Genomic DNA, 22,096 nt, shown 5'->3' on the forward strand with positions numbered 1-22,096 from the left:
ATGATGGAGAGAATGGACTGGTGAGCACCGCACCAAGCGAACTCGAGAGCCCCGAGGTCGACGAGGCGATCGAGTTGAGCCCTCCGTGGGTGACGATCGTCTGGAACGACCCGGTCAACCTGATGGACTACGTGACGTTCGTGTTCCAGACCTACTTCGGCTACTCCAAGAAGAAGGCGGAGAAGCTCATGCTGCAGGTGCACCAGGAGGGCAAGTCGGCGGTCTCGAACGGCAACCGCGAGGCAATGGAACGCGACGTCGAGGCGATGCACACCTACGGCCTGTGGGCCACCTGCGAGAAGTCGTGACCCGGTTCCGCAAGCACCGCAAGACCGTCGTCGTCAGCTTCGCCGAGCACGAGGCGGACATCCTGGCGAACCTGCTCCGCAACCTGGTCGAGCTCCTGTACGACGGGATGCCGCCGCGCGCCACCGAGTCGTCGGACCCGCTCGCCGCCCTGCTCGACAACGACGGACCCACCTCCCCGCCCGAGGACGTCGTCCTCCAGCGACTGCTGCCGGACGCCTACAAGGCCGACGACATGGCGTCGGCCGAGTTCCGCCGCTTCACCGAGCGCGGCCTGCGCGAAGGCAAGGTGACCGACGCGCGGCGGGTACTGTCCGCGCTCGAGGAGTCCGGCGCCGACGAGATCGCCCTCGAACCCGACGAACAGCTCTCCTGGCTGCGCGCCCTGAACGACCTGCGCCTGGCCATCGGCACCCGCCTGGATATCAAGGAAGAGGACGACTACTCCACCTGGGAGAAGCTCCCCGACGAGGACCCCCGCCGCCTGACGTACGACCTCTACGACTGGCTCGGCTACCTCCAGTCCGCCCTCCTCCACAACATGCGCTGACGCACAAGGACAGGTCACGGCCTGTCGACGCGCGCGAGAATGATCGCGTAGCGGCACTCGGCATCGCTGGTGTTGGCGAAGACGCACGCGACGGGTCCTTCGACTTCGATCGAGTCGCCCGGGTTCAGTTCGTGCACCGCGTCGCCTTCGTGGAAGGTCAGCCGGCCGTCGAGCACCCAGACGGCCTCCCGTTGGAAGGCCAGCGATGCAGCCGGATACGGCACGCTGGCCCCGGGCGGCAGGTGGACCTCGGCGATGTCTGCGGGGAACTGCGGCCCGGTGATCTGGCGCCGGCGATATCCGGTGCCGGGATCGTGCCATTCCATGGCGTCGGCCATGCGGTGCACCCCAGTGGCCTCGGCCGGGGTGAGGAGGGCGGAGACGGAGACCTGGAAGGCAGCGGCCAGCCTGCCGAGGACGACAGCGGTGGGGCTGCTCTCGGCGCGCTCGATCCGGTTGATCATCGCGCGGGACACACCGGAGGCGTCGGCGACCTGCGCCAGCGTCCATCGGCGTTGTTCCCGTTCACTGCGGATGCGGGCGGCGATCTGCCCGGCCAACGGATCTACTATATTGGACACGATTCTAATATATAGGAACAGCGGTCTACCCCTCCGGCTCCACGTGCCGGTGATGCTCGCCCGCCGGCTGGCCACCCTGGACCGATTCAGCGGCGGCCGCGTCATCGCCGGTCTGGGACAGGGCTGGCAGCACAACGAGTTCGAGACGGCGAACGCGTCGAGCAGCCGCAAGGCCCGCATTCCGGTGCTGCTGGCCACGAATGCGCCGGCTGCCATCCAACGCGCCGGCCGGCTCGCCGACGGCCTGATCCCGATCACCTCCTCGGCGCAGGAACTGCGCGGCATCGTGTCCGCGTTCCATGACCCCGCCCGGGAGGCCTGCAGGCCGCCGACGTGGACCAATGGCTCAAGTTGCTCGGTGAGGTGATCGAGGCAGCCTGCCACCTCGGCGTCCTCGCGCCGTAAGGATTCGTGGCAGTCAAGGCCACGAAGTACTCCGGTTGAGAGCCCTGCTGCATAACATGCGCTGAGTGAGCTATCCGAAGGTTGGCAGTGAGCTGACGTCGAGTCCGGACTTTCCGGCGGTTGAGCGTGGCGTTCTGGGGTACTGGGGCGCGGATGGGACGTTCCGGGCTTCAGTGGAGCAGCGGGCGGCGGGGGAGGACGGGGCGAACGAGTTCGTCTTCTATGACGGCCCGCCGTTCGCGAACGGGTTGCCGCATTACGGGCACCTGCTCACCGGGTACGTGAAGGACGTCGTACCGCGGTACCAGACCATGCGCGGGCGGCGGGTGGAACGGCGGTTCGGGTGGGACACGCACGGGCTGCCGGCCGAGCTGGAGGCCCAGCGGGTGCTCGGCCTGAAGACGAAGGCCGAGATCCTGGCGCTGGGGATCGAGAAGTTCAACGAGGCCTGCCGGGCGTCCGTGCTGAAGTACACCGACGAGTGGCGCAGCTACGTCACCCGGCAGGCGCGCTGGGTCGACTTCGACCACGACTACAAGACGCTTGATCCCGGATACATGGAGTCGGTGATCTGGGCGTTCAAGACGCTCTACGACAAGGGCCTGGTGTACGAGGGACTGCGAGTCCTGCCGTACTGCTGGAACGACGAGACCCCGCTGTCCAACCACGAACTGCGGATGGACGACGACGTCTACCAGCCCCGCCAGGACCCGTCCGTGACAATCGCGGTCCAACTGGAGACGGGCGAGCGGCTGCTGGCCTGGACGACGACACCGTGGACCCTGCCGAGCAACTTGGCGATGGCCGTCGGTCCGGATGTCGACTATGCGATTGTCGACGATCCTGCGGGGCCGACCATCCTCGCCGAGGCGCGGCTCGACGCTTACGGCTACTCCGAGGTACTGCGGCGGTTCAAGGGTTCGGAGCTCATCGGCCGCCGCTACACCCCGTTGTTCCCGTTCTTCGCGGACACCGAGGTGTGGGGGACGGGCGAGGCGTTCCAGGTGATCGCGGCCGAACACGTCACGACCGATGAGGGTACGGGCGTCGTCCACATGGCTCCGGCGTACGGCGAGGAGGACCAGATCGCGTGTGACGCTGTCGGGATCCCCACCCTGCTGACCGTGGACGACGGAGCCCGGTTCACCTCCGTGGTTCCGCCGTACCAGGGTTTGCATGTGTTCGAGGCCAACCGCCCGATCATCCGGGACCTGCACGCGGCAGGGTCGCTGGTCCGCGAGGACAGCTACGTGCACAGCTATCCGCACTGCTGGCGGTGCCGGAATCCGCTGATCTACAAGGCAGTGTCGAGCTGGTTCGTCGAGGTGACCCGGATCCGGGACCGGATGGTCGAGCTGAACGAGCAGATCACCTGGGTCCCCGAGCACGTGAAGCACGGGCAGTTCGGCAAGTGGCTGTCGAACGCGCGGGACTGGTCGATCAGCCGGAACCGCTTCTGGGGCAGCCCGATCCCGGTCTGGCGATCGGACGACCCGGCGTATCCACGCATCGACGTCTACGGTTCGGTCGAGGAGCTCGAGCGCGACTTCGGCGTCGCCGTACCGGATCTGCATCGCCCGTACGTCGACCAACTGACGCGACCGAATCCCGACGACCCGACCGGCCGGTCGACGATGCGCCGGGTGCCCGACGTACTGGACGTATGGTTCGACTCGGGGTCGATGAGTTTCGCGCAGGTGCACTATCCCTTCGAGAACACGGACTGGTTCGAGCACCACTTCCCGGGCGACTTCATCGTCGAGTACATCGGGCAGACGCGAGGGTGGTTCTACACCTTGCACGTGTTGTCGACGGCGCTGTTCGACCGGCCGGCGTTCTCGTCCTGCTTGAGTCACGGGATCGTGCTCGGCAGCGACGGGCAGAAGATGAGCAAGTCGCTGCGGAACTACCCGGACGTGTCCGAGGTGTTCGACCGAGACGGCGCGGACGCGATGCGCTGGTTCCTGATGTCGAGCCCGATCCTGCGCGGCGGCAACCTGGTCGTCACCGAGCAGGCCATCCGCGAGGGCGTCCGCCAGGTGATGATCCCGCTGTGGAACGCGTGGTACTTCTTCGCGCTGTACACGAACGCAGCCGGCCGCGAGGCGCGCCGGTCCACGGAATCCCCGGACGAGCTGGACCGCTACCTGCTCGCGCGGTTGCGGATCTTCGTGACCGAGGTCCAGGAAGATCTCGATCGCTACGACATCGCGTCGGCCTGTGACGCGGTCGCGGCGTACGTCGAGATCCTGACGAACTGGTACATCCGGCGCTCGCGGGACCGCTTCTGGGCGGGCTCGGCCGAGGCGATCGACACGCTGTACACGACCCTGGAGATCCTCTGCCGGACCGTCGCGCCGCTGCTCCCGCTCGTCAGCGAGGAAGTGTGGCGCGGCCTAACCGGTGAGCGATCCGTCCACCTGTCGGATTGGCCTGTTGTCGACAATCTGCCGGACGATCCCGAGTTGGTCGAGGGGATGGAACGCGCCCGGGAGGTGTGCTCGGTCGCGTCGGCGATTCGCAAGGCCGAGGGGATCCGAGCCCGCCAGCCGCTGCATCGGCTCACGGTCGCGGTTGCCGATCCGGACGCCCTGCGGCCGCTGGCGCCGGTCATCGCCGCGGAGGTCAATGTCCGCGAGGTCGTGCTGACATCGGCGGACGCGGTGGATGCGCCGGTGTCGCAGCGGCTGACCGTCAACGCGCGGGCGGCGGGACCGCGGCTCGGGCGCGATGTACAACTGGTGATCAAGGCGTCGAAGAGTGGTGACTGGTCGGTGTCGGCCGCCGGCGTGGTTGTTGCTGGGGGCATCGAGTTGGTGGAGGGGGAGTACACCCTCGAGACGACTCTGGCCGACGGAGGCTCCGCTAGTGGGCTGCTGGCTGACGGCGGGTTCGTCGTACTGGACACCATCGTCACGCCGGAGCTGGAGGCGGAGGGGACCGCGCGCGACGTCATCCGGTCGGTGCAGCAGGCTCGCCGGGATGCTGGTCTGGAAGTGACCGATCGGATGAGGCTGTCGCTCGCCGCACCGCTCGCGGTGGTCGCCGCTGTCGAGGCGCATCGCGAACTGATCGCGGCTGAGACGCTGGCCGTCGAGGTCGCGTTCACTGTCGCCTCGGGAACCGACCTGGTGGTGAGCGTGGAGAAGGTCTGAGCTGCGGTACAGGCGTTGATATCGACCTGGTGTGATGTCTCAGGACATCGGTGACGGTTCTGTATCAGGACATCGGTGACACTGGGTGTGTCAGGACGTCGGTGACGATTCAGGGGTCTTGGCGTGGGCCGCGGGGGCGGCAGTTGCCGACGTAGGTCACTCCGGGCGCGGGTCTGGTGTGCTCGATGAGGATCTCGCCTTCGAGGCCGGCGACGGTGATCTTGTCGCCGGCGATGATGACGAGGACCTGCTGGAAGCCTCGTCGCCCGTCGACCATGTACTGGACCTTGTTCAGGATGAAGACGCCGTTGCTGGTCAGGCGCCGGGGTGGGTCGGGGCCGGCCGGCGGGACGGCGCATCAGGTCACGGGTGGGGCGAGGTGCCTCGGTCTTCGCGGTGGCCTGCCAGGCGGTCAGATTCTGCACCGGCCCGGGTGCGTCCGGCCCGCCGATTCTTCGCGATCGGTGGCCAGAACCCGGACTCGGATGATCCAGAATTGTTCGGCTAGCGCCGGGCGGTGCCGTCGGGCGACCGAAGCCCCAGCGATGACGCTGCCCACGACAGGTCGATCGCGATCAGCCGGATCATCACCGGGACCAGCCAGTCCGGCAGGGAATCGTGGTGAACGCGATAGGCGAGCGTGGCGGCACCGGCGGCGGCCCAGGGTGCGCCGTCGGGCATGACGTCGTAGGGAAGGGCGCCGCCTTCCAGGTGCAGGGTCGGGAGCAATCCGGCCAGATCGTGGTCGGCGCTGCCGCATGAGGTATGGCTCCAGTCGACGAAGACCACCCGGTCGCCGTCGATGCAGATACTGTCGCTGCGAATATCCCCGTGCACCAGGCTCATTCCGTCCTCGTCGCAGCGGGATTCGGCGGCGATGAGCTGCGGTGCGGCGTTGTCGAGCCACTTCTCCGAGCACAGCTGCAATTCGAGGAAGGCCGTTCGGTCCGGGCCGCACAGTAGGCCGGGCCAGCGAGCGCGCGTTCGCGGTGTGGGTGAGAAGACGTTCGGTGCCTCGATATGTGAAAGATTGGCGACAGCGGTGAGTAGGAGATCGATATCGCCGGGGCGCCAATTCACGCCCTGATGACTGGCCGGCCAGTGAGCCCGGCTGAGATCTTCAGTGACGAGAATCGGGCGGCCGGGCTCGTCGAGCCACGCGATGATCGTTGGCGCGAACCGCTCGGGAACGTGCTGCAGGGAAAGGTGTTCGGTGCGGAGCCAGCGCTCGGTATCGTCGTCGGTGGCGGCTTTGACGAAGACGCGCGTACCGTCGGCCAATCCGACTGAGTGCCGGATCGCCCCCGACCAACCGGTATCGGGGACGGCCCACGTCGTGGTCGGCCGGCCCAGTGCCTGTTCGACCCGGCGTCGGATCTCGGCATCGGGTTCGTCCGGCATCAGTTCCTCTCCCAGGGTTCACGCGTCTACGGCGTCGCAGATTGGATTGTGGCAGAGAGAGTGTGGCTGCGCGCCCTTTCCGCGTTTGGTTGGCTGGGACTTGTCGAGGGGCCCGCCTGGCCCACAACTGCCGAGACGTAGAGGCAACTGGCTGGCGGAAGTGGCGAGGGTGGCGACGCCCATGCTCTAGCCCTGCCCGTGGCCCGGTTCAGCTTGAGCATTGGTGCATCCCCCGGTGCATCCTTGGCGGTGGTCAGCCGAGGCCGCGGAGCGGGCGTCCATAACCGGACCCGGTCATTTCAGACCCACCTAAGAGGCTACGTGGGATTCCCAAGCTGAGAAATGCGAGTTCGATTCCCGTTCACCCGCTCCAAGGCGCAGGGTCAGGTGATGGCATGAGTCGACCATGCGATGGTGTGAGCGTGGCTACCCATCCGCTATGGCGGCCGTACTCCTCGTCGGCCAACGCCGTCCGCCAAGCCAATCGAGTGCAGCCCGGACCCCGATCGCCTGCCGCCTGACGTCATCGGCCAGCTTCGAGGGCTCGACTTCGGCCGCCGCGACCTCGGCTCCAACGCCGCCGCGGGCACCGTCGGTCAGGCTACGCCGCCGGATCTCGTAGAACGTCCTGCGCGAGATGCCGTGCTCGGCACAGAAGGTCGTCACCGCTGCGCCTCGAGGCCCCGGCGTGGGTGTTCCTGCCGCCCGGCGGTCAGTTGGCGACCGAGTTGGAGGGGACCCGGCCACAGGCGATGTCGCCGATGGCGTTGATCGAGTTGATGAAGGCCGCCACCAAGCTGTCCGGATGGGCCGAGTCGATCAAGGCTGCCGCAATGGCTTCGTTCTACCGTCAGCGTCAGGCCGAGCATCGCGAGTCGCCGCGCCCCACTCAGCTGGATTCGAAGGGTCGTCCGATCGACCCGGAACGTTCCTGGTACGGCGAGATGGCGCTGGCGCTCGGCCTGTCTCCGAACACGATCGGTCGCCGCGTCGACACCGCCCTCCGACTTACCTCCACCCTGTCGGCCACGCACACCGCGCTGAGGTGTGGCGCACTGACCTGGGGCAAGGCGCTGGCCATCTCCGAAGCTACGCGCGACCTGTCCGGCGAAGCGGCCCAAGCGGTCGAGGCGCACGTGCTCAAGCGCGCAGGTTCGCAGACCCATAAGAACCTGCTCGAGTCCCTGCGCCGGCAGGTCGCCAAACACACCACCCGCGAGGCTGCCGCGAGACATCGCGCCGCAGTCACCGATCGCACCTGCAAAATCGTCCCGCTGGCCGAGGGCATGGCCGGACTGTGGATCGTTCACACCGCCGACAAGATCCAGCAGATGTGGGTCGCCATCCAAGCCATCGCCAAGCTCGCCAAAAGAGAAGGCGTCACCTCGAGCGAATCGGCCCTCACTCCCGTCACGACCCTCACCCCCGTCACGGTCACTACCCCAACTGCGGCCACTACCCCAACTGCGGCCACTACCCCAACTGCGGCCACTACCCCAACTGCGGCCACTACCCCAACTGCGGCCACTACCCCAACTGCGGCCACTACCCCAACTGCGGCCACTGCCCCAACTGCGGCCACTGCCCCAACTGCGGCCACTACCCCAACTGCGGCCACTGCCCCAACTGCGGCCACCACCCAACTGCGGCCACCACCCCCGCTACGGCGGCCACTGCGCGATCAGTCCTTGACACCGCGGACACAAGACCAACGTCGGACGCCCCGACTGCCGCCCAGAACGCGGCTCTGGTCAAGGATGACCGGACCGGCGAACAGCGGCGCGCCGACGTCACCGCAGACCTGTTCGAACACATCCTGCGCAACGGACTCGACTGGCTCGGCCGCAGACTCCCCGACCAGCACCGACGGCGACCCCACATCGAAGTCGTCGTCCCCGCCAACACCCTCCTCGGCCTGGACGGGGACCCCGCCGAGCTCACCGGCTATGGCCCCATCCCCGCCGAGATGGCTCGCCGTATCGCCCACGACGGCACCTGGCGGCGGCTGTTGACCGACCCGGTGAACGGCGCCGTCCTGGAAGCGTCCACCACCCGCCATGACCCCGGCGCCCTGGTGAGCGAGACCTTGCTCGCCCGGTATCCGGTCTGCGCCTGGCCCGGCTGCAACCGGACCTCCCGGGACTGCGACCGAGACCACACCACCCCGTTCGCCCGAACCGGGATCACCAGCCTGACCGGCCTGGCGCCGTACTGCGAATACGCTGAGTCGGCCCGGGGCGCGGTGCCGGGATTGCTCCCGGTCCGTTTCCCCGGGCCGCTCGCCGAACCCGCCGTGCGCCTTTCAACGCAACGGGCTCTCCACGGGTCCTGTCGTTATACGGGTTGGGTCCAGGGGTTGGGGATCTTGCCGCCGCGATAGCGATACCGGGTGACCGGTATCGCGGCGATCCGCCGCAGTTCGATCTCGCCCGCGGTGATCGGCCGCCAGTGCCCGGTGGGCGTGGTCAGCCATCGGCGGACGTCCGTCCATCTCCAGTGATGCCGTTGCCTCAGCATGCGGATGACCCGCCACCAGGCGAAGCCGTCCAGCATGCTGAAGATGTTCTTGGCCACGGCGTGCCTGAAGTAGTTGGCCCAGCCGTGCATGACCTGGTTGAGTTTGGTCAGCACGTATCCCAGATCCAGTTGCGATGTCTTGCGTGTCAGGGCACGAATCTTCGCCTTCACCGACCGGATGGGCCGGTCATCGATGAAGGTGTAGACGTACCACTGGGTGGTCCCTCGTTTGCGGCGCCACTGGAGGCGGAACCCCAAGAACTGGAACCCATCGCTGAGATGCACCACTCGGGTCTTGGCCTCCGACAGGCGCAATCCCAAGGTGGCGAGCACCCCGGCGATGTCATCGCGCAGCGCCTCGGTGTCGTGCCGGGTGCCATGCACCACCACCGCGAAGTCATCCGCGTAACGGATGACCCGCCAGTTCGGCAGACCCCTGCGACGGCGGGCAGCGCGCCGTTTGCCGGTGGCCATCGTCCCGCCGGTCTTCCACGGACCGTGCAGGTGCTCATCGAGCACCGACATGGCAATGTTGAAGATCAACGGGGAGATGATGCCACCCTGCGGCGTGCCGGTGTGGGTGTCCCTGTGTTCGCCGAGCTCGGTCAAGACCCCGGCCTTGAGGAACGCCTTCACCAGCGCCAGCACGCGCTTGTCCTTGACCCTGGCCCGCGCCCGATCCATCACGGTCGAGTGCGAGACGTTGTCAAAGGCCGCTTCGATATCTGCATCCAGCACCCATCGATAGCCACGAGTGCCGAAATAGTGGATCTCCGCGACCGCGTCCTGAGCACGCCGCCTGGGCCGGAACCCATACGAAACCGGCTCGAAGTCGGCCTCGAAAATCGGCTCCAGCACCAGCTTCAGCGCCGCCTGAACGACCCGGTCCGCCACGGTAGGAATGCCGAGACTTCGCAGCTTTCCCGACCCACCCGGCTTGGGGATCTTGCGCTCCCGCACCGGCAACGGACGAAACGTGCCCGCCTTCACCTGGGCCCGCAGATCGTCCAGAAACCCCGGAACCCCAAGCCGTTGTTCCACGTCGGCGACCGTCAGGCCGTCCACGCCCGGCGTGCGGGACCCGGTATTGCCCGCGACCCGATCGAACGCCACAAGCAGCGTCGCCGGGTCATGCACGAAGTTGAACAAGTCATCGAACCTGCGGCCCGGATCGGCCACAGCCCAACGATGCAGCTTGGCCTGCATCTCCGATACCCGCCGACGCGGACCCACCGAGTCTGTCCCCGGCACGTCCTCCTCGGGCGCGGCGTCACCATTCGGTGGCGCATCTTTCGGCATTACAGCATCCTTCCCTGCTCGAACCCGCTGCCGCCCTTCCCCATGTGACCGGCTCTCCCGGCCTCGGAGTACTACGACGGCTCCGCCCCACCCGGCCCGTTCAGCGGTCGGTGCGCCTATCCCGGCAGCCCGGACTGGATCCCCGGCGCCGGGAGCCATCACCGGATGGTTCCCGTGTTCACTGTGATTCGCTCGACGAAGGAGGAGCCCGACTGTGTCCCAGCGGCATCGCCACAGGTACGCCGCAGACCTTCCCCATGGCCTCCCGAAGCAGCATGGTGATGCCCCTTCAGGAGTTCCCGCCGGCCTACTTACCCAGCGGGACGCACCGCGCCCGGCCCACATCCACCAGATTCGAGCCGGTCTGAGAGTTGAAGGACGTAACAACGCCGGTTCCTCGCGTACTCCTCTCCATCACGCTCGCCGGACCCGCACCATCTGGCAGTACTGGCACGTCCCGGCTTTGTCAGGGCTGCTCCCACCCTCCCCGGCACCACCCGGATCAGGCTGCCCCCAGCTTCACCGCCTTGCTGCGACAAGACGAAGGCGAAGGTCTCCCACCTCCACTCGAATCAACAGCGCCTCACGGCGCAACACCACGTCATCAAAGACACTCCCGCGTGGGGTTGAGCCACCACCAGTCATCCCGACGGCTCCATCACGTTGACGACGCCCACAGGCCATCGCTACACGACCGTTCCATCCGCCCGCGGTCCGATCACCCAACCCCGCGCGGCGGACCCCGATCACCTCCGGGCCACCCTCTACGAGCCGGCCCCAAGCCGTGATCACTCGAGCTCCGACGCCGATGCGCGGGTTCCCGCGACCGGCGATCCGCCACCGTTCTAGGTCCGGAGGGTCCGGTTCGATCACGACGAGGCGGAGTCCGGACTGTTCGAGCGCTCGGCCGGTGATCCGATCGGGGCAGGCCCGTTGGGACGATGGGCTGGAGGTCACCGACCGGACGAGGCTGTCGCGCTCGCCGCACCGCCCGCGGTGGTCGCCGCTGGCGAGGCGCATCGCGAGCTGATCATGGCGGAGACGCTGGCTGTTGAGCTGGAGGTTGTGGAGGGTCCCGAACTGCGGATCGACATCACTGCCTAGGGTGGGGCTCATGGAGACGCGGACGTTGGGCAGGACCGGTCGGGATGTGGGCGTCGTCGGGCTTGGCGCGTGGCAGCTCGGCGCCGACTGGGGCGACGTCAACGAGAGCGACGCGCTGGCCGTACTGCGGTCCGCGGTCGAGGGCGGGGTCACGTTCATCGACACCGCGGACGTGTACGGCGACGGCCGCAGTGAGCGACTGGTCGGTCAGGTGCTGAAGGAGTACGACGGCCTCACCGTGGCCACCAAGATGGGCCGCCGGGTCGAGCAGGTGCCGTCCAACTACACCCTGGACAACTTCCGGGCGTGGAATGACCGCTCCCGCGCCAACCTCGGCGTGGACACCATCGACCTCGTCCAACTGCACTGCCCGCCGACCCCGGTCTACTCGACCGACGCGGTCTTCGACGCGCTCGACACGCTGGTCGACGAGGGCCGGATCGCGTCGTACGGCGTGAGCGTCGAGACCTGCGCCGAGGCGCTCACCGCGATCGCCCGGCCGAACGTCGCGTCCGTCCAGATCATCCTGAACGCCTTCCGCCTCAAGCCCCTCGACGAGGTGCTCCCGGCCGCCCAAAAGGCCGGCGTCGGCATCATCGCCCGCGTCCCGCTCGCCAGCGGTCTGCTCTCCGGCAAGTACGACGAGAGCACCGTCTTCGGAGCCGACGACCACCGCACCTACAACCGCCACGGTGAGGCCTTCGACGTCGGCGAGACCTTCTCCGGCGTCGACTTCACCACCGGCCTCGAAGCTGCCCGCCGCCTGCTCCCCGCCGTCCCCGCCGGCGCGACGATGCCCCAGTTCGCCCTCCGCTGGATCCTCGACCAGCCGGGCGTCACCGTCGTCATCCCCGGCGCGCGCAACCCCTCCCAGGTGGCCGGCAACGTCGCCGCCGCGGCCCTGCCCCCGCTCACTCCCGACCAGTTGGCCGCCGTCCAGCAGACGTACGACGACCTGATCCGCCCCCAGATCCACGACCGCTGGTAGCTCTCTGTCCGCATCCTGGACCGACTCCCGGGTTGGCGGGACCGCTCCGATGGCCGCCGTACCGTGGTCTCGTGCTGATCATCGAGAGGGCGACGTACGACGCGATCGTCGAGCACGCCCGTAAGGACCATCCGGACGAGGCGTGCGGAGTGGTCGCGGGACCGGCCGGTTCCGACCGGGCGGTGCGGTTCGTGCCGATGCTCAACGCGGCGATGTCGCCCACGTTCTACGAGTTCGACTCCGGTGATCTGCTCCGGCTCTACAAGGAGATGGACGAGCGCGACGAGGAACCGGTGGTGATCTACCACTCGCACACCGCCACCGAGGCGTACCCGTCGCGCACCGACATCACCCTCGCCCAGGAGCCCGGCGCGCACTACGTGCTGGTGTCGACCCAGGACGGCGCGGACTCCCCGGCGTACGACGGACCGGTCGAGTTCCGGTCGTACCGGATCGTCGACGGCGAGGTCGTGGAAGAAGAAGTGCGCGTGGTGGGTTCTTATAGAGAAACCGAAGGAGACAACTGATATGGCGATCGAGCTGCGGGTGCCGACGATCTTGCGCACCTACACCAGCGGTGAGAAGGCGGTCAGCGGCGACGGCGAGACCCTGGCCGAATTCATCGACAACGTGAACGGCGCCCACCCGGGCCTGAAGGAGCGCATCGTCGAGGGCGAGCCGGAGGAACTGCGCCGGTTCGTGAACGTGTACGTGAACGACGAGGACGTCCGGTTCACCGGCGGCCTGAAGACCGGCGTCAAGGACGGCGATGTCGTCGTCGTGCTGCCCGCGGTGGCCGGCGGCTGATCATGCGCTTCGACAGCCTGCTGGATTCGGTCGGGGGTACGCCGCTGGTCGGGCTGCCCAAGCTGTCGCCCTCGGCCGACGTCCGGCTCTGGGCCAAGCTCGAGGACCACAACCCGACCGGCTCGATCAAGGACCGGGCCGCCCTGCGCATGCTCATCGACGCGGAGAAGGAGGGCCGGCTGCGGCCCGGGAACACGATTCTCGAACCGACGTCGGGCAACACCGGCATCTCGCTGGCGATGGCGGCCAAGCTGCGCGGGTACCGGATGGTCTGCGTGATGCCGGAGAACACCTCCGAGGAGCGCCGGCAGATCCTGCGGATGTGGGGTGTCGAGATCATCTCCTCCCCGGCCGCCGGCGGCTCGAACGAGGCGGTGCGGGTGGCCAAGCAGGTCGCGGAGGAGCACCCCGACTGGGTGATGCTCTACCAGTACGGCAACCCGTCGAACGCGGCCGCGCACTACGACGGCACCGCTCGCGAGATCCTCGCCGACCTGCCGTCCGTCACCCACTTCGTCGCCGGCCTCGGCACCACCGGCACGCTGATGGGCGCGGGCCGGTTCTTCCGCGAGCACAAGCCCGACGTGCGCATCGTCGCCGCCGAGCCCCGGTACGGCGAACTCGTCTACGGACTGCGCAACCTCGACGAGGGCTTCGTCCCGGAGTTGTACGACGAGACGCTCATCGACGCGCGGTTCTCGGTCGGCCCCCGCGACGCCGTCCGCCGGGTCCGCGAACTCCTCGACAACGAGGGCATCTTCGCCGGCATCTCGAGCGGCGCGATCTTGCACGCCGCGCTCGGCCAGGCGGCCAAGTGCGTCCGCGAAGGTCAGACCGCGGACATCGCCTTCGTGGTCGCCGACGGCGGCTGGAAGTACCTGTCCACCGGCGCGTACGAAGGCACCATCGACGAGGCCGAGGACCGCCTCGAAGGCCAGCTCTGGGCCTGATAGTTGCTAATGGCTCCTACGGTTCCTTGAAGAGGACCTTGCGTCCGAGCCGGGGGTGCACGCCACGGCCATTGCAACTGCTGCACGGGCGTTGGGCGTAGCTGAAGACCGCGCCGCGGTGGCGGCCGGCGCCCTTGCAGCGGTTGCACTTGGCGTTCGGGTGCAGGGACAGCGAGACGACGTACAGGGCGAACGCCGCCACGGCGACCACCAGCATCATCCCGGTCGGCCCGAGGGCCGTGACGATGTCCGCGAACGTGCTGTTGCTTGCCGCAGCCTGGTTCGCCGTCTGACCGGCAGCCGTGACGTGATCGGGTTGCGGATTCGGTGCGGCGGCGGTGCTCAGCACCACCGCGATGTGGTGCGCCAGACTCATGGCATCACGAGGGGCGGTCTAACAAACATCGCTCCAGAGTGGCGTGCATCACGCGAAAAGGCAATTCCGCGGAGTAAAGATGTGGATAAGTCCGGCGTGTCGGATCGCCCTGTTAGGTAAGGCTGACTTGAGAACTGCCCGCGAGCGGACCTGTATAAGCTTCCCTTTGTGGCAGACGCACCGGTGGGGATCTTCGACTCAGGCTTCGGCGGACTCACTGTCGCCCGCGCGGTGCTCGACCAGTTGCCGCACGAACCGATCCTCTACCTCGGCGACACCGCTCGCCAGCCGTACGGACCCAAGCCCATCGCCGAGGTCCGCGAGTACGCGCTCGAGTGCCTCGACCACCTGGTCGACGCCGGCGTGAAGATGCTCGTCATCGCCTGCAACTCGGCCAGTGCCGCGATGCTCCGCGACGCCCGCGAGCGGTACGACGTACCCGTGGTGGAAGTGATCCTCCCGGCCGCCCGCCGCGCCGTCGCCGCGACCCGCAACCATCGCGTCGGCGTGATCTGCACCCGGGCGACCGCGCAGTCGCTCGCCTACGAGGACGGGTTCGCCGCCGCGCCGCAGGTCGAGCTGTTCACCCGGGCCTGCCCGAAGTTCGTCGACTTCGTCGAGTCGGGCGTGACGTCCGGACCGGAGCTGCTCGAGGCGGCCCACGAGTACCTCGACCCGTTGGTCGAGGCCGGCGTGGACACGCTCATCCTCGGCTGCACGCACTACCCGCTGCTAACCGGCGTGATCTCGTACGTGATGGGCGACAACGTCACCCTGGTCAGCAGCGCCGAGGAGTGCGCCAAGGACGTGTACGGCGTCCTGACCAAGACCGCGCTGCTCCGCCCGGACCACCTGCCTGAGCCGCGGCACCGCTTCGTCACCACCGGCAGCCCCGACGAGTTCGCCGCGATCGGCTCCCGCTTCCTCGGCCCGGTCCTCGCCGATGTCGACCAGTTCGCCTGGGTCCGGTAGGCGCAGCGCGCCCGGGCGACTCGCCGTCTCAGATGTGACGGGGGTCGCACCGGATGTTGTCCACGGCACCGGATCCGGCGGTGCCCGGCGCGGAATCGCTGCCTGGCCGTCGGATCGACGCCACCGGCTGGTCTGCGAAGGCGGCAACCCGCCGGTAATGTTCCAGGTATGAAGCTCACCGTGATCGGTTGCTCCGGGTCCGTCCCCGGGCCTGACTCGGCTGCCTCGAGCTATCTGGTCACCGCCGAGGGTTTCCACCTGATCCTCGATCTCGGCAGTGGCTCGCTCGGCTCGCTCCAGCGGCATCTCGCCGTTTCGGAGATCGGCGCGGTCGGCCTGTCCCATTTGCATCCTGACCACTGCATGGACCTGTGCGGTCTGTACGTCGCGGCCAAGTACGCGCCGGGCGCACCGATCCCGCGGATCCCGGTCTTCGGCCCACCCGGTACGGCGGGCCGGATGGCACTGGCCTACGACCTGCCGACCGATCCCGGGATGGAGGAGGAGCTGGAATTCCATGCCTGGCAGGATGTTCAGTCCATCGGCCCCTTCACCGTCCGGACCGCGCCGATGGTGCACCCGGTCCCGGCGTACGCGATCCGGGTTGAGCATGGCAACAAATCGCTCGTCTACACCGGCGACACCGGCCCGAACGACGCACTGGTCGACCTCGCCCGCGGCGCCGACCTGCTGCTGTCCGAGGCCGCCTTGCCGGACAACGATCCGCGCAACCCGACCAACCTGCACCTGACCCCCGCGGACGCCGGCGAGCAGGCCAAGAAGGCCGGCGTCAGCCGGCTCGTCATCACCCACGTCCCACCGTGGTACGACCGCGCCACCCAAGCGGAGCACGCCCGCCGCACCTACCCGGGTCCCGTCGAGATCGCCACCCCGCATGCCGTTTTCGACATCTGACGGCGTTCGGTTGTGGACCGCAACCACTGGTACGACGACCTCCGCGCCACCGGTCGTCATCCTGCACGGCGGTCCTGGCCTCTGGGACGACTACGCCGTACTCGCGGACATGCTCGACGACCTGACTGTCGTCCACCGCTTCGACCAGCGCGGGTGCGGTCGCTCGGGACCGTCGGACGAGCAGACGATGGCGCGACTCGCCCAGGACATCGACGAACTCCGCGAGTACTGGGGCCATCAGCGGATCCTGGTGATCGGCCATTCCTTCGGCGCCACGCTGGCGTTGACGTATGCGGCGTCGTACCCCGATCACGCCGCCGGAGTCGTCTATCTCGGCGGGGTCGGGATCGGTGACTGGCACACGCCGTACTACGCGGAAGTGGCTCGCCGGATGACGCCGGCCCAGCGGGATCGTCTGGAGGCGCTCACCGGGAGCAGTCGAACCTGGGACGAGGAGATCGAGTTCCGGGTGCTGTCGTGGTTCACCAGTCATGCGGACCGGTCGATGGCTCTCACTTGGGCGGGCGAGGAGGCGGCGGTCGACCTGCCGATCAACTTCCACGCCAACCGGGCGCTGGCGGGGGAGATGAACGTCTGGCCGGACGAATATGTCGCGGGGTTCGCCGCGACCATCAGCGCTCCCGTCACCTTCATCCACGGTGACGGTGACCCGCGCCCGGTCTCCGCCGTACGAGACCTGGCCGCGCACATTCCCCACCACACCTTCCACCTGCTCCCGTCCGCCGGCCACTCCCCGTGGCGAGAGCAGCCCGAGCTGCTCCGGGAGGTGTTGCGGGCGACGCTGCGGTAGACAACCTCAATTCTGAGATCTACTCTCAATTTAGAGCTGATCTCAGAAAGGTGTTTGTCATGACCGCAGTCACGCTCGATCCGCGCCGTTGGTGGGCGCTGGGTGCGATGTCGGTCAGCCTGCTGGTCGTCGGGCTGGATCTGACCGTGCTGAACGTCGCGCTGCCGACGCTGGCGACCGAGCTCCAAGCGTCGACCAGTCAGTTGCAGTGGTTCGCGAACGCCTACACCCTCGTGCTCGCGGCGCTCCTGCTGCCGGCCGGGCTGCTCGGCGACCGGTTCGGGCAGAAGTGGTTGCTGCTCGGGGCGCTGGTGGTGTTCGGAGGCGCGTCGGCGGCCTGTGCGTTCGCGTCGTCGCCGGAACAGCTGATCGCGTTCCGAGCTCTGCTCGGTGTCGGGGCGGCGTTCCTGATCCCGCTCTCGATGTCGTTGCTCAACGTGCTGTTCGCGCCGGGGGAGCGCGCCCGGGCGATGACGATCTGGGTGATGGCGAACTCGCTCGGCATTCCGCTCGGACCGGTGCTCGGCGGCTGGTTGCTGGACAACTACCGGTGGGGATCGGTCTTCCTGATCAACGTGCCGCTCGTCGCCGTCGGCCTGGTGGCGGTCGCTTTGCTGATCCCGGCGACGCGCGGTCACCGGACCGGGCGGATCGACGTACCGGGGATCGTGCTGTCTGCGGCTGGGCTGGTGTCGGTGACGTACGGATTCGTCGCGGCCGGCGAGCGTGGCTGGGGTGATGCGGTGACGCTCGGGTGCATCGCGGGTGGTGCGATCCTGCTGGCGGTGTTCGTGGCCTGGCAGCGGCGGACGCGGGATCCGTTGGTGGATCTCGGGTTGTTCGCGTCGCGCCCGTTCCTGTGGGGCACAGTGCTCGCGACCCTCGCGTCGTTCGCGTTGATGGGGCTGCTGTTCGTGTTGCCGCAGCTCTTCCAGGCCGTGCAGGCTGCTGATGCGCTGCACACCGGATTGCGGCTGCTGCCGATCATCGGTGGGCTGCTGGTCGGAGCCAAGGTGGCCGAGCGGCTCAACGTGAAGGCCGGGCCTCGGGTGACCGTTGCGGCCGGATTCGTGCTGATGCTGGCCGGTCTGGCGCTGGGCACGTTCACCGGCGTCGGCACCGGCTACGGCTACACGGCGATCTGGGTGAGTCTGGTCGGCTTGAGTATCGGGTTCACCTTGCCGCCAGTGATGGACCTGGCGCTCGGCGCCTTGACCGTGGAGCGGAGTGGATCCGGTTCAGGGTTGATCCAGGCCCTGCGTCAGGTCGGCGGCACGATCGGTGTCGCGATCCTCGGTACCGTCCTCAACTCGGCGTACCGGGACCGGCTCGATGTGACCGGCCTGCCGCCCGCGGTCGCCGACGCGGCCCGCGACAGCGCCTCCGGTGCAGTGGCGATCGCGGCGCACACCAACTCGCCCACACTGGCGGCGTCGGCCCGGGAGGCCTTCGTGCACGGGATGAACGCGACCCTGTGGACGTGCTGCGCGGTCGCTGCCCTCGGGCTGGTGCTCGCTGTGGCCTTCCTGCCACGCCGTACCGGGGTTGGGGCGCCGGAGCCGGCGGAAGTTGCCACAATCGGGGTATGACGATGGAAAAGCCGCCCGGGCTGCGCGAACGCAAGAAGGCCAAGACCCGGGCGGCCATCCAGGAGCACGCGCTCCGGCTGTTCCGCGACCAGGGGTACGCAGAGACGACCGTGCAGGAGATCGCGGCCGCGGCGGAGGTGTCACCGGCGACGTTCTTCCGGTACTTCGCGACCAAGGAGGACACGGTCGTCCTCGACCGGCTCGACCCGCTGATGATCGAGCTGTTCCGGTCCGCGCCGGCGGAGCTGGGTCCGACCGACGCTCTCCGCGCGGCCATCCGGAAGAGCATGGTCACGCTGTCCGAGGACGAGTGGGAGCTGGAATCCGAACGCCAGCGCCTGGTCATGAACGCCCCCGAGCTCCGCGTCCGGATGCTCGACCAGCTCTACGCCGGCATCGACCTCCTGGCCGCACTCGCCGCCGAACGCACCGGCCGTTCGCCCGATGACTTCGCCATCAGAGCCTGGGCCGGTGCTGTCATCGGCGTCGTCATGGCCACCTACCAAGAAGCCGCCGACTCGCCGATGCAGGAGTACCTCTCGACGATCGACAGAGCCTTCACCCACCTAGCCGCCGGCCTCCCCCTGGAATCCAGCTGACCGTCAGGAGGTCAGGGTTTCGAGGTACGCCGTGCCGCGGGGTGTGAGTTCGTAGCCGGTTTCGAGGCTGTAGGTGAGGCCTAGGTTCTTGAGTTTGCGGACGTCGAGTTTGAAGGGGGCCGTTTCGCGGTTGAGGGAGGCGGCGAGGTCGGCGGCGCGGGTGGCGGGCTTGGACTGGATCAGGCGGAGGGTCTCGGTCGTCCAGGGGCCCTGGTGGCCTTCGTCGAAGCGGGTCAGGCGGGCGGTCAGCTCCGCGAGGTCGTCGGCGGAGAGGTCGGCCTGGGCAGCCAGCTCCTCGCGCGGGTCCGGGCCCTCGACCAGGTGGAACCTGATCAGGAAGGTCGGATGCGACTCCTCGCCACGGAGGCGGCGCCGGACGTCCTTGGCGTTGCGGCGGTCCGCGGCCTCGACCTCGGCGTCGGTGTCGGCAATCAGGTCCGGGTTCACCTGGCGGACGCTGTCGATCTCGATCCGGCCGGCGTTGGTGCGGTAGATCCGCCCCTCGACCACGCGGGCCTCGGCCCACCGCCGGTACGCGACGGTGATCTTCCCGTTCGCGACCCCGTCGCGATCCGATCCGGCGAACAACATCGTCTAGCCTCCCAGCGCCTTCGCGACGATCGGGGCGAGCGCCCGCAGCGCCTTGCCCCGGTGGCTGATCGCGTCCTTCTCTTCGATCGACAGCTCCGCGGTGGTCCGGTCGTACCCCTCCGCCTGGAACAGGACGTCGTACCCGAAACCGCCGGTGCCGCGCAGCTCGCGGATCACCGAGCCGCGCATCTCGCCGAGCACCAGTTCGTCGGAACTGTCGGGCCGGACGAACGCGACCGCGGCGATGAACGACGCACCACGTCGCTCGTCCGGCACGTCCTCCAGATGGCCGAGGAGCAGCAGGTTGTTCGCGTGGTTGTCCTTGGCCGGTCCGGACCAGCGCGCCGAGAGTACGCCGGGCATCCCGTTCAGCGCGTCGACACAGATGCCGCTGTCGTCGGCGATCGACGGCAGACCGGTCGCCGCGAGCGCCGCATGCGCCTTCAGCAAAGCGTTGCCCTCGAACGTCGGCTCGGTCTCGGCGGGTTCGTCGTACGGCGCGACGTCGCCCAGCCCGAGCACCTCGATCCCGGGCACGATCGGGGTCAGGATCCGCCGCAGTTCCTCGAGTTTCTTCTTGTTGTTCGAGGCGAGCAGGACCTTGGTCACGACAGCGCTTCCTGCTGCAGCTTCGCCAGCTCCGCGCATCCCGCCGTACCGAGCTCGAGCAGGCTGTCCAGCTCGGCGCGGTCGAACGGCGCGCCCTCGGCCGTGCCCTGCACCTCGATGAACTTGCCCTCGCCGGTGATGACCAGGTTCATGTCCGTCTCGGCCCGGACGTCCTCCTCGTAGCAGAGGTCGAGCATCGGGGCGCCGTCGATGATGCCGACCGAGACCGCGGACACCGTGCCGGTCAGCGGCTCGCTCTTCAGCAGCTTGCGCTCGCGCAGGAACGACACCGCGTCCGCGAGGGCGACGTACGCGCCGGTGATCGCCGCGGTCCGCGTGCCACCGTCGGCCTGCAGTACGTCGCAGTCGAGCAGGATCGTGTTCTCGCCAAGTGCCTTGTAGTCGATCACGGCGCGCAAAGAGCGGCCGATCAGCCGGGAGATCTCGTGCGTCCGGCCGCCGATCCTGCCCTTCACCGACTCGCGATCCGAGCGGGTGTTGGTCGCCCGCGGCAGCATCGCGTACTCCGCGCTGACCCAGCCGAGCCCGGAGCCCTTCCGCCACCGCGGCACACCCTCGGTCACGCTCGCCGCGCACAGCACCCGGGTCCGCCCGAACTCGACCAGCACCGAGCCCTCGGCGTGGTCGAGCCACTTCCGGGTCAGGGTCACGGGCCGGAGCTGATCCGCACTACGTCCATCGATACGCGCCATGTTGCAGACCCTATGCCTCCAGGCGCCGCACCTCCGAACCGGTGGACGGCGGAAGCGCCAGCGGGCCGGGGGACGGATGGAACTGGGTCACGGCCATCCGGGCCGCCCACGGCACCAGGTCGTGGGCGCGCCGACCGAGCCACGGGACGCCTTCCCGGACCAGCCACAACGCGTCCGCCCACCTGCTCGGCGGCCGGTACGCACAGTCCAGCTCCGGGGGTACGTCGATCTGCAGCCCACGCCGGGCGAGTTCGTCGGCGAACGCCCGGGCCAGTGTGCGGTGGCCGCGTTCGCCCGGGTGCAGTCGGTCGATGCTCCAGAAGTCCCGGCGGTACACCTCCGGGTAGTCGGCCATGTCCAGCCGGATCCCGCCGAACTTCGCGTGCAGGTCGTCGTACGCGAGGTTGACCTGCTCGATCCGCTGCCACAGTGGCCGGCGCAGCCACACCGGCAGGCCGAACACCTGGCCGTGGTCGTGGAACCGGACGGTGAGCAGCAGCGCGCCGCGGGCGGTCAGTTCCTCGGCGCACAGGTACAGGCAGTCGCGGATCCGGCCCGCGTCGAAGGTGGATCGCAGGGTGTCGTTGACCCCGACGATGAGCGAGGCGATGTCGATCGGACCGGTGGACACAGCCTCGGGCAGTTGGTCGGTCGCCACGGCCGGGACGGTGGCGCCGCTGGTCGCGAAGTTGGAGAACGTCACACGGTGGGAGCTGGCCAGGGAGTCGGCGAGCAGCGAGGCCCAGCCCCGCCACCCCTCGCCCGGGCGCGCGCCGGCACCGGAGAGGTCGGTCGTACTGCCGTTCATCGGGTCCCCGACACCCACGGTGGTCGAGTCCCCCAGTGCCACGTAGTGGA

The 22,096-nt window shown here is 68.3% G+C and carries 25 protein-coding genes; 15 read left to right on the forward strand and 10 right to left on the reverse strand.

Features of this window, described 5'->3' with window-relative positions:
• The first annotated feature begins 20 nt into the window (after positions 1 to 20).
• The gene (clpS, locus tag OG555_RS22680) at positions 21 to 308 is read left to right on the forward strand and encodes an ATP-dependent Clp protease adapter ClpS (RefSeq protein ID WP_328523368.1); all 288 of its coding nucleotides are present in this window, start codon (positions 21 to 23) and stop codon (positions 306 to 308) included.
• Entirely contained in the window at positions 305 to 856 is a 552-nt protein-coding gene (locus OG555_RS22685; RefSeq protein WP_328523367.1) for a DUF2017 domain-containing protein, read from the forward strand. Before clpS ends, OG555_RS22685 begins: the two co-directional genes overlap by 4 nt.
• A gap of 14 nt (positions 857 to 870) precedes the next feature.
• On the opposite strand, the gene OG555_RS22690 is transcribed toward OG555_RS22685, so the two are convergent.
• Entirely contained in the window at positions 871 to 1,416 is a 546-nt protein-coding gene (locus tag OG555_RS22690; RefSeq protein WP_329474524.1) for a helix-turn-helix domain-containing protein, read from the reverse strand.
• 73 nt (positions 1,417 to 1,489) lie between these two features.
• On the opposite strand from OG555_RS22690, the gene OG555_RS22695 reads away from it, so the two are divergent.
• Positions 1,490 to 1,804, forward strand: coding sequence for a hypothetical protein (locus tag OG555_RS22695; protein ID WP_329474525.1), 315 nt, complete (start codon positions 1,490 to 1,492; stop codon positions 1,802 to 1,804).
• A 103-nt stretch (positions 1,805 to 1,907) separates the two neighbouring features.
• On the forward strand, positions 1,908 to 4,997 hold the full coding sequence (gene ileS, locus OG555_RS22700; protein WP_329474526.1) for an isoleucine--tRNA ligase: 3,090 nt from the start codon (positions 1,908 to 1,910) through the stop codon (positions 4,995 to 4,997).
• A 109-nt stretch (positions 4,998 to 5,106) separates the two neighbouring features.
• Here ileS and OG555_RS22705 read toward each other — a convergent pair whose 3' ends face one another.
• From OG555_RS22705 to OG555_RS22715, 3 genes are all read right to left on the reverse strand, one after another.
• Positions 5,107 to 5,274, reverse strand: coding sequence for a hypothetical protein (locus tag OG555_RS22705; RefSeq protein ID WP_329474527.1), 168 nt, complete (start codon positions 5,272 to 5,274; stop codon positions 5,107 to 5,109).
• Positions 5,275 to 5,501: 227 nt separating this feature from the next.
• The gene (locus OG555_RS22710; RefSeq protein WP_329474528.1) at positions 5,502 to 6,398 is read right to left on the reverse strand and encodes a phosphotransferase; all 897 of its coding nucleotides are present in this window, start codon (positions 6,396 to 6,398) and stop codon (positions 5,502 to 5,504) included.
• 426 nt (positions 6,399 to 6,824) lie between these two features.
• A complete protein-coding gene (locus OG555_RS22715; protein ID WP_405071695.1) occupies positions 6,825 to 7,064 on the reverse strand; it encodes a hypothetical protein in 240 nt (79 codons plus the stop codon).
• A 667-nt stretch (positions 7,065 to 7,731) separates the two neighbouring features.
• Between OG555_RS22715 and OG555_RS42895 the strand changes: the two genes are divergently transcribed.
• Positions 7,732 to 8,778: a DUF222 domain-containing protein gene (locus tag OG555_RS42895; RefSeq protein WP_442914438.1), complete on the forward strand. Its 1,047-nt coding sequence runs from the start codon at positions 7,732 to 7,734 to the stop codon at positions 8,776 to 8,778.
• On the opposite strand, the gene ltrA is transcribed toward OG555_RS42895, so the two are convergent.
• Positions 8,733 to 10,214 carry a group II intron reverse transcriptase/maturase gene (gene ltrA, locus OG555_RS22725; RefSeq protein WP_329474530.1) on the reverse strand — a complete coding sequence of 494 codons (1,482 nt, stop codon included), beginning with the start codon at positions 10,212 to 10,214 and terminating at the stop codon, positions 8,733 to 8,735. The two genes, OG555_RS42895 and ltrA, sit on opposite strands and share 46 nt — an antisense overlap.
• A 933-nt stretch (positions 10,215 to 11,147) precedes the next feature.
• On the opposite strand from ltrA, the gene OG555_RS22730 reads away from it, so the two are divergent.
• From OG555_RS22730 to OG555_RS22750, 5 genes are all read left to right on the forward strand, one after another.
• A complete protein-coding gene (locus OG555_RS22730) occupies positions 11,148 to 11,318 on the forward strand; it encodes a hypothetical protein (protein ID WP_329474531.1) in 171 nt (56 codons plus the stop codon).
• A 10-nt stretch (positions 11,319 to 11,328) separates the two neighbouring features.
• Entirely contained in the window at positions 11,329 to 12,306 is a 978-nt protein-coding gene (locus OG555_RS22735) for an aldo/keto reductase (protein ID WP_329474532.1), read from the forward strand.
• Between the two features lie 71 nt (positions 12,307 to 12,377).
• A complete protein-coding gene (locus tag OG555_RS22740) occupies positions 12,378 to 12,833 on the forward strand; it encodes a M67 family metallopeptidase (RefSeq protein ID WP_329474533.1) in 456 nt (151 codons plus the stop codon).
• A gap of 1 nt (position 12,834) precedes the next feature.
• Positions 12,835 to 13,113 carry a MoaD/ThiS family protein gene (locus OG555_RS22745; protein ID WP_329474534.1) on the forward strand — a complete coding sequence of 93 codons (279 nt, stop codon included), beginning with the start codon at positions 12,835 to 12,837 and terminating at the stop codon, positions 13,111 to 13,113.
• A gap of 2 nt (positions 13,114 to 13,115) precedes the next feature.
• Entirely contained in the window at positions 13,116 to 14,063 is a 948-nt protein-coding gene (locus OG555_RS22750) for a PLP-dependent cysteine synthase family protein (protein ID WP_442914439.1), read from the forward strand.
• A gap of 16 nt (positions 14,064 to 14,079) precedes the next feature.
• On the opposite strand, the gene OG555_RS22755 is transcribed toward OG555_RS22750, so the two are convergent.
• Positions 14,080 to 14,439, reverse strand: coding sequence for a hypothetical protein (locus tag OG555_RS22755; protein WP_329474535.1), 360 nt, complete (start codon positions 14,437 to 14,439; stop codon positions 14,080 to 14,082).
• Positions 14,440 to 14,607: 168 nt separating this feature from the next.
• Here OG555_RS22755 and murI point away from each other — a divergent pair, with 168 nt between their 5' ends.
• The 5 genes from murI to OG555_RS22780 all read left to right on the forward strand — a co-directional run bounded on the left by murI (position 14,608) and on the right by OG555_RS22780 (position 19,325).
• Positions 14,608 to 15,411, forward strand: coding sequence for a glutamate racemase (murI, locus tag OG555_RS22760; protein WP_329474536.1), 804 nt, complete (start codon positions 14,608 to 14,610; stop codon positions 15,409 to 15,411).
• A gap of 168 nt (positions 15,412 to 15,579) precedes the next feature.
• Positions 15,580 to 16,326: an MBL fold metallo-hydrolase gene (locus tag OG555_RS22765; protein WP_329474537.1), complete on the forward strand. Its 747-nt coding sequence runs from the start codon at positions 15,580 to 15,582 to the stop codon at positions 16,324 to 16,326.
• Positions 16,307 to 17,137 (forward strand): alpha/beta fold hydrolase, encoded by an 831-nt coding sequence (locus OG555_RS22770; protein WP_329474538.1) that lies wholly within the window; start codon positions 16,307 to 16,309, stop codon positions 17,135 to 17,137. Before OG555_RS22765 ends, OG555_RS22770 begins: the two co-directional genes overlap by 20 nt.
• 59 nt (positions 17,138 to 17,196) lie before the next feature.
• Positions 17,197 to 18,726, forward strand: a complete 1,530-nt coding sequence (locus tag OG555_RS22775) for a DHA2 family efflux MFS transporter permease subunit (protein ID WP_329474539.1) — start codon at positions 17,197 to 17,199, stop codon at positions 18,724 to 18,726.
• Positions 18,723 to 19,325, forward strand: coding sequence for an acyl-CoA-like ligand-binding transcription factor (locus OG555_RS22780; protein WP_329474540.1), 603 nt, complete (start codon positions 18,723 to 18,725; stop codon positions 19,323 to 19,325). The genes OG555_RS22775 and OG555_RS22780 overlap by 4 nt, the downstream gene beginning before the upstream one ends.
• 3 nt (positions 19,326 to 19,328) lie before the next feature.
• Here OG555_RS22780 and OG555_RS22785 read toward each other — a convergent pair whose 3' ends face one another.
• From OG555_RS22785 to OG555_RS22800, 4 genes are read right to left on the reverse strand one after another with little or no spacing between them, the layout of a single operon-like run.
• The gene (locus tag OG555_RS22785; protein WP_329474541.1) at positions 19,329 to 19,916 is read right to left on the reverse strand and encodes a hypothetical protein; all 588 of its coding nucleotides are present in this window, start codon (positions 19,914 to 19,916) and stop codon (positions 19,329 to 19,331) included.
• Positions 19,917 to 19,919: 3 nt separating this feature from the next.
• Entirely contained in the window at positions 19,920 to 20,525 is a 606-nt protein-coding gene (gene rdgB / locus OG555_RS22790) for an RdgB/HAM1 family non-canonical purine NTP pyrophosphatase (RefSeq protein WP_329474542.1), read from the reverse strand.
• Complete coding sequence (gene rph, locus OG555_RS22795) at positions 20,522 to 21,238, reverse strand: ribonuclease PH (protein ID WP_329474543.1); 717 nt, start codon at positions 21,236 to 21,238, stop codon at positions 20,522 to 20,524. The genes rdgB and rph overlap by 4 nt, the downstream gene beginning before the upstream one ends.
• A 10-nt stretch (positions 21,239 to 21,248) precedes the next feature.
• Positions 21,249 to 22,088, reverse strand: coding sequence for an SGNH/GDSL hydrolase family protein (locus tag OG555_RS22800; RefSeq protein ID WP_329474544.1), 840 nt, complete (start codon positions 22,086 to 22,088; stop codon positions 21,249 to 21,251).
• Positions 22,089 to 22,096: the final 8 nt, after the last annotated feature.

This window comes from Kribbella sp. NBC_01484 (assembly GCF_036227145.1).
GTDB lineage: Bacteria > Actinomycetota > Actinomycetes > Propionibacteriales > Kribbellaceae > Kribbella.

Excerpts from the sequence above, each read along its gene's own strand:
- OG555_RS22770 (WP_329474538.1), top strand. The coding sequence starts at position 16,307 with ATGCCGTTTTCGACATCTGACGGCGTTCGGTTGTGGACCGCAACCACT.
- OG555_RS22780 (WP_329474540.1), top strand. The coding sequence starts at position 18,723 with ATGACGATGGAAAAGCCGCCCGGGCTGCGCGAACGCAAGAAGGCCAAG.
- OG555_RS22785 (WP_329474541.1), bottom strand. The coding sequence starts at position 19,916 with ATGTTGTTCGCCGGATCGGATCGCGACGGGGTCGCGAACGGGAAGATC.
- OG555_RS22755 (WP_329474535.1), bottom strand. The coding sequence starts at position 14,439 with ATGAGTCTGGCGCACCACATCGCGGTGGTGCTGAGCACCGCCGCCGCA.
- OG555_RS22775 (WP_329474539.1), top strand. The coding sequence starts at position 17,197 with ATGACCGCAGTCACGCTCGATCCGCGCCGTTGGTGGGCGCTGGGTGCG.
- OG555_RS22710 (WP_329474528.1), bottom strand. The coding sequence starts at position 6,398 with ATGCCGGACGAACCCGATGCCGAGATCCGACGCCGGGTCGAACAGGCA.
- OG555_RS22765 (WP_329474537.1), top strand. The coding sequence starts at position 15,580 with ATGAAGCTCACCGTGATCGGTTGCTCCGGGTCCGTCCCCGGGCCTGAC.
- rph (WP_329474543.1), bottom strand. The coding sequence starts at position 21,238 with ATGGCGCGTATCGATGGACGTAGTGCGGATCAGCTCCGGCCCGTGACC.
- ltrA (WP_329474530.1), bottom strand. The coding sequence starts at position 10,214 with ATGCCGAAAGATGCGCCACCGAATGGTGACGCCGCGCCCGAGGAGGAC.
- OG555_RS22735 (WP_329474532.1), top strand. The coding sequence starts at position 11,329 with ATGGAGACGCGGACGTTGGGCAGGACCGGTCGGGATGTGGGCGTCGTC.
- OG555_RS22695 (WP_329474525.1), top strand. The coding sequence starts at position 1,490 with ATGCTCGCCCGCCGGCTGGCCACCCTGGACCGATTCAGCGGCGGCCGC.
- OG555_RS22750 (WP_442914439.1), top strand. The coding sequence starts at position 13,116 with ATGCGCTTCGACAGCCTGCTGGATTCGGTCGGGGGTACGCCGCTGGTC.
- OG555_RS22745 (WP_329474534.1), top strand. The coding sequence starts at position 12,835 with ATGGCGATCGAGCTGCGGGTGCCGACGATCTTGCGCACCTACACCAGC.
- OG555_RS22705 (WP_329474527.1), bottom strand. The coding sequence starts at position 5,274 with ATGGTCGACGGGCGACGAGGCTTCCAGCAGGTCCTCGTCATCATCGCC.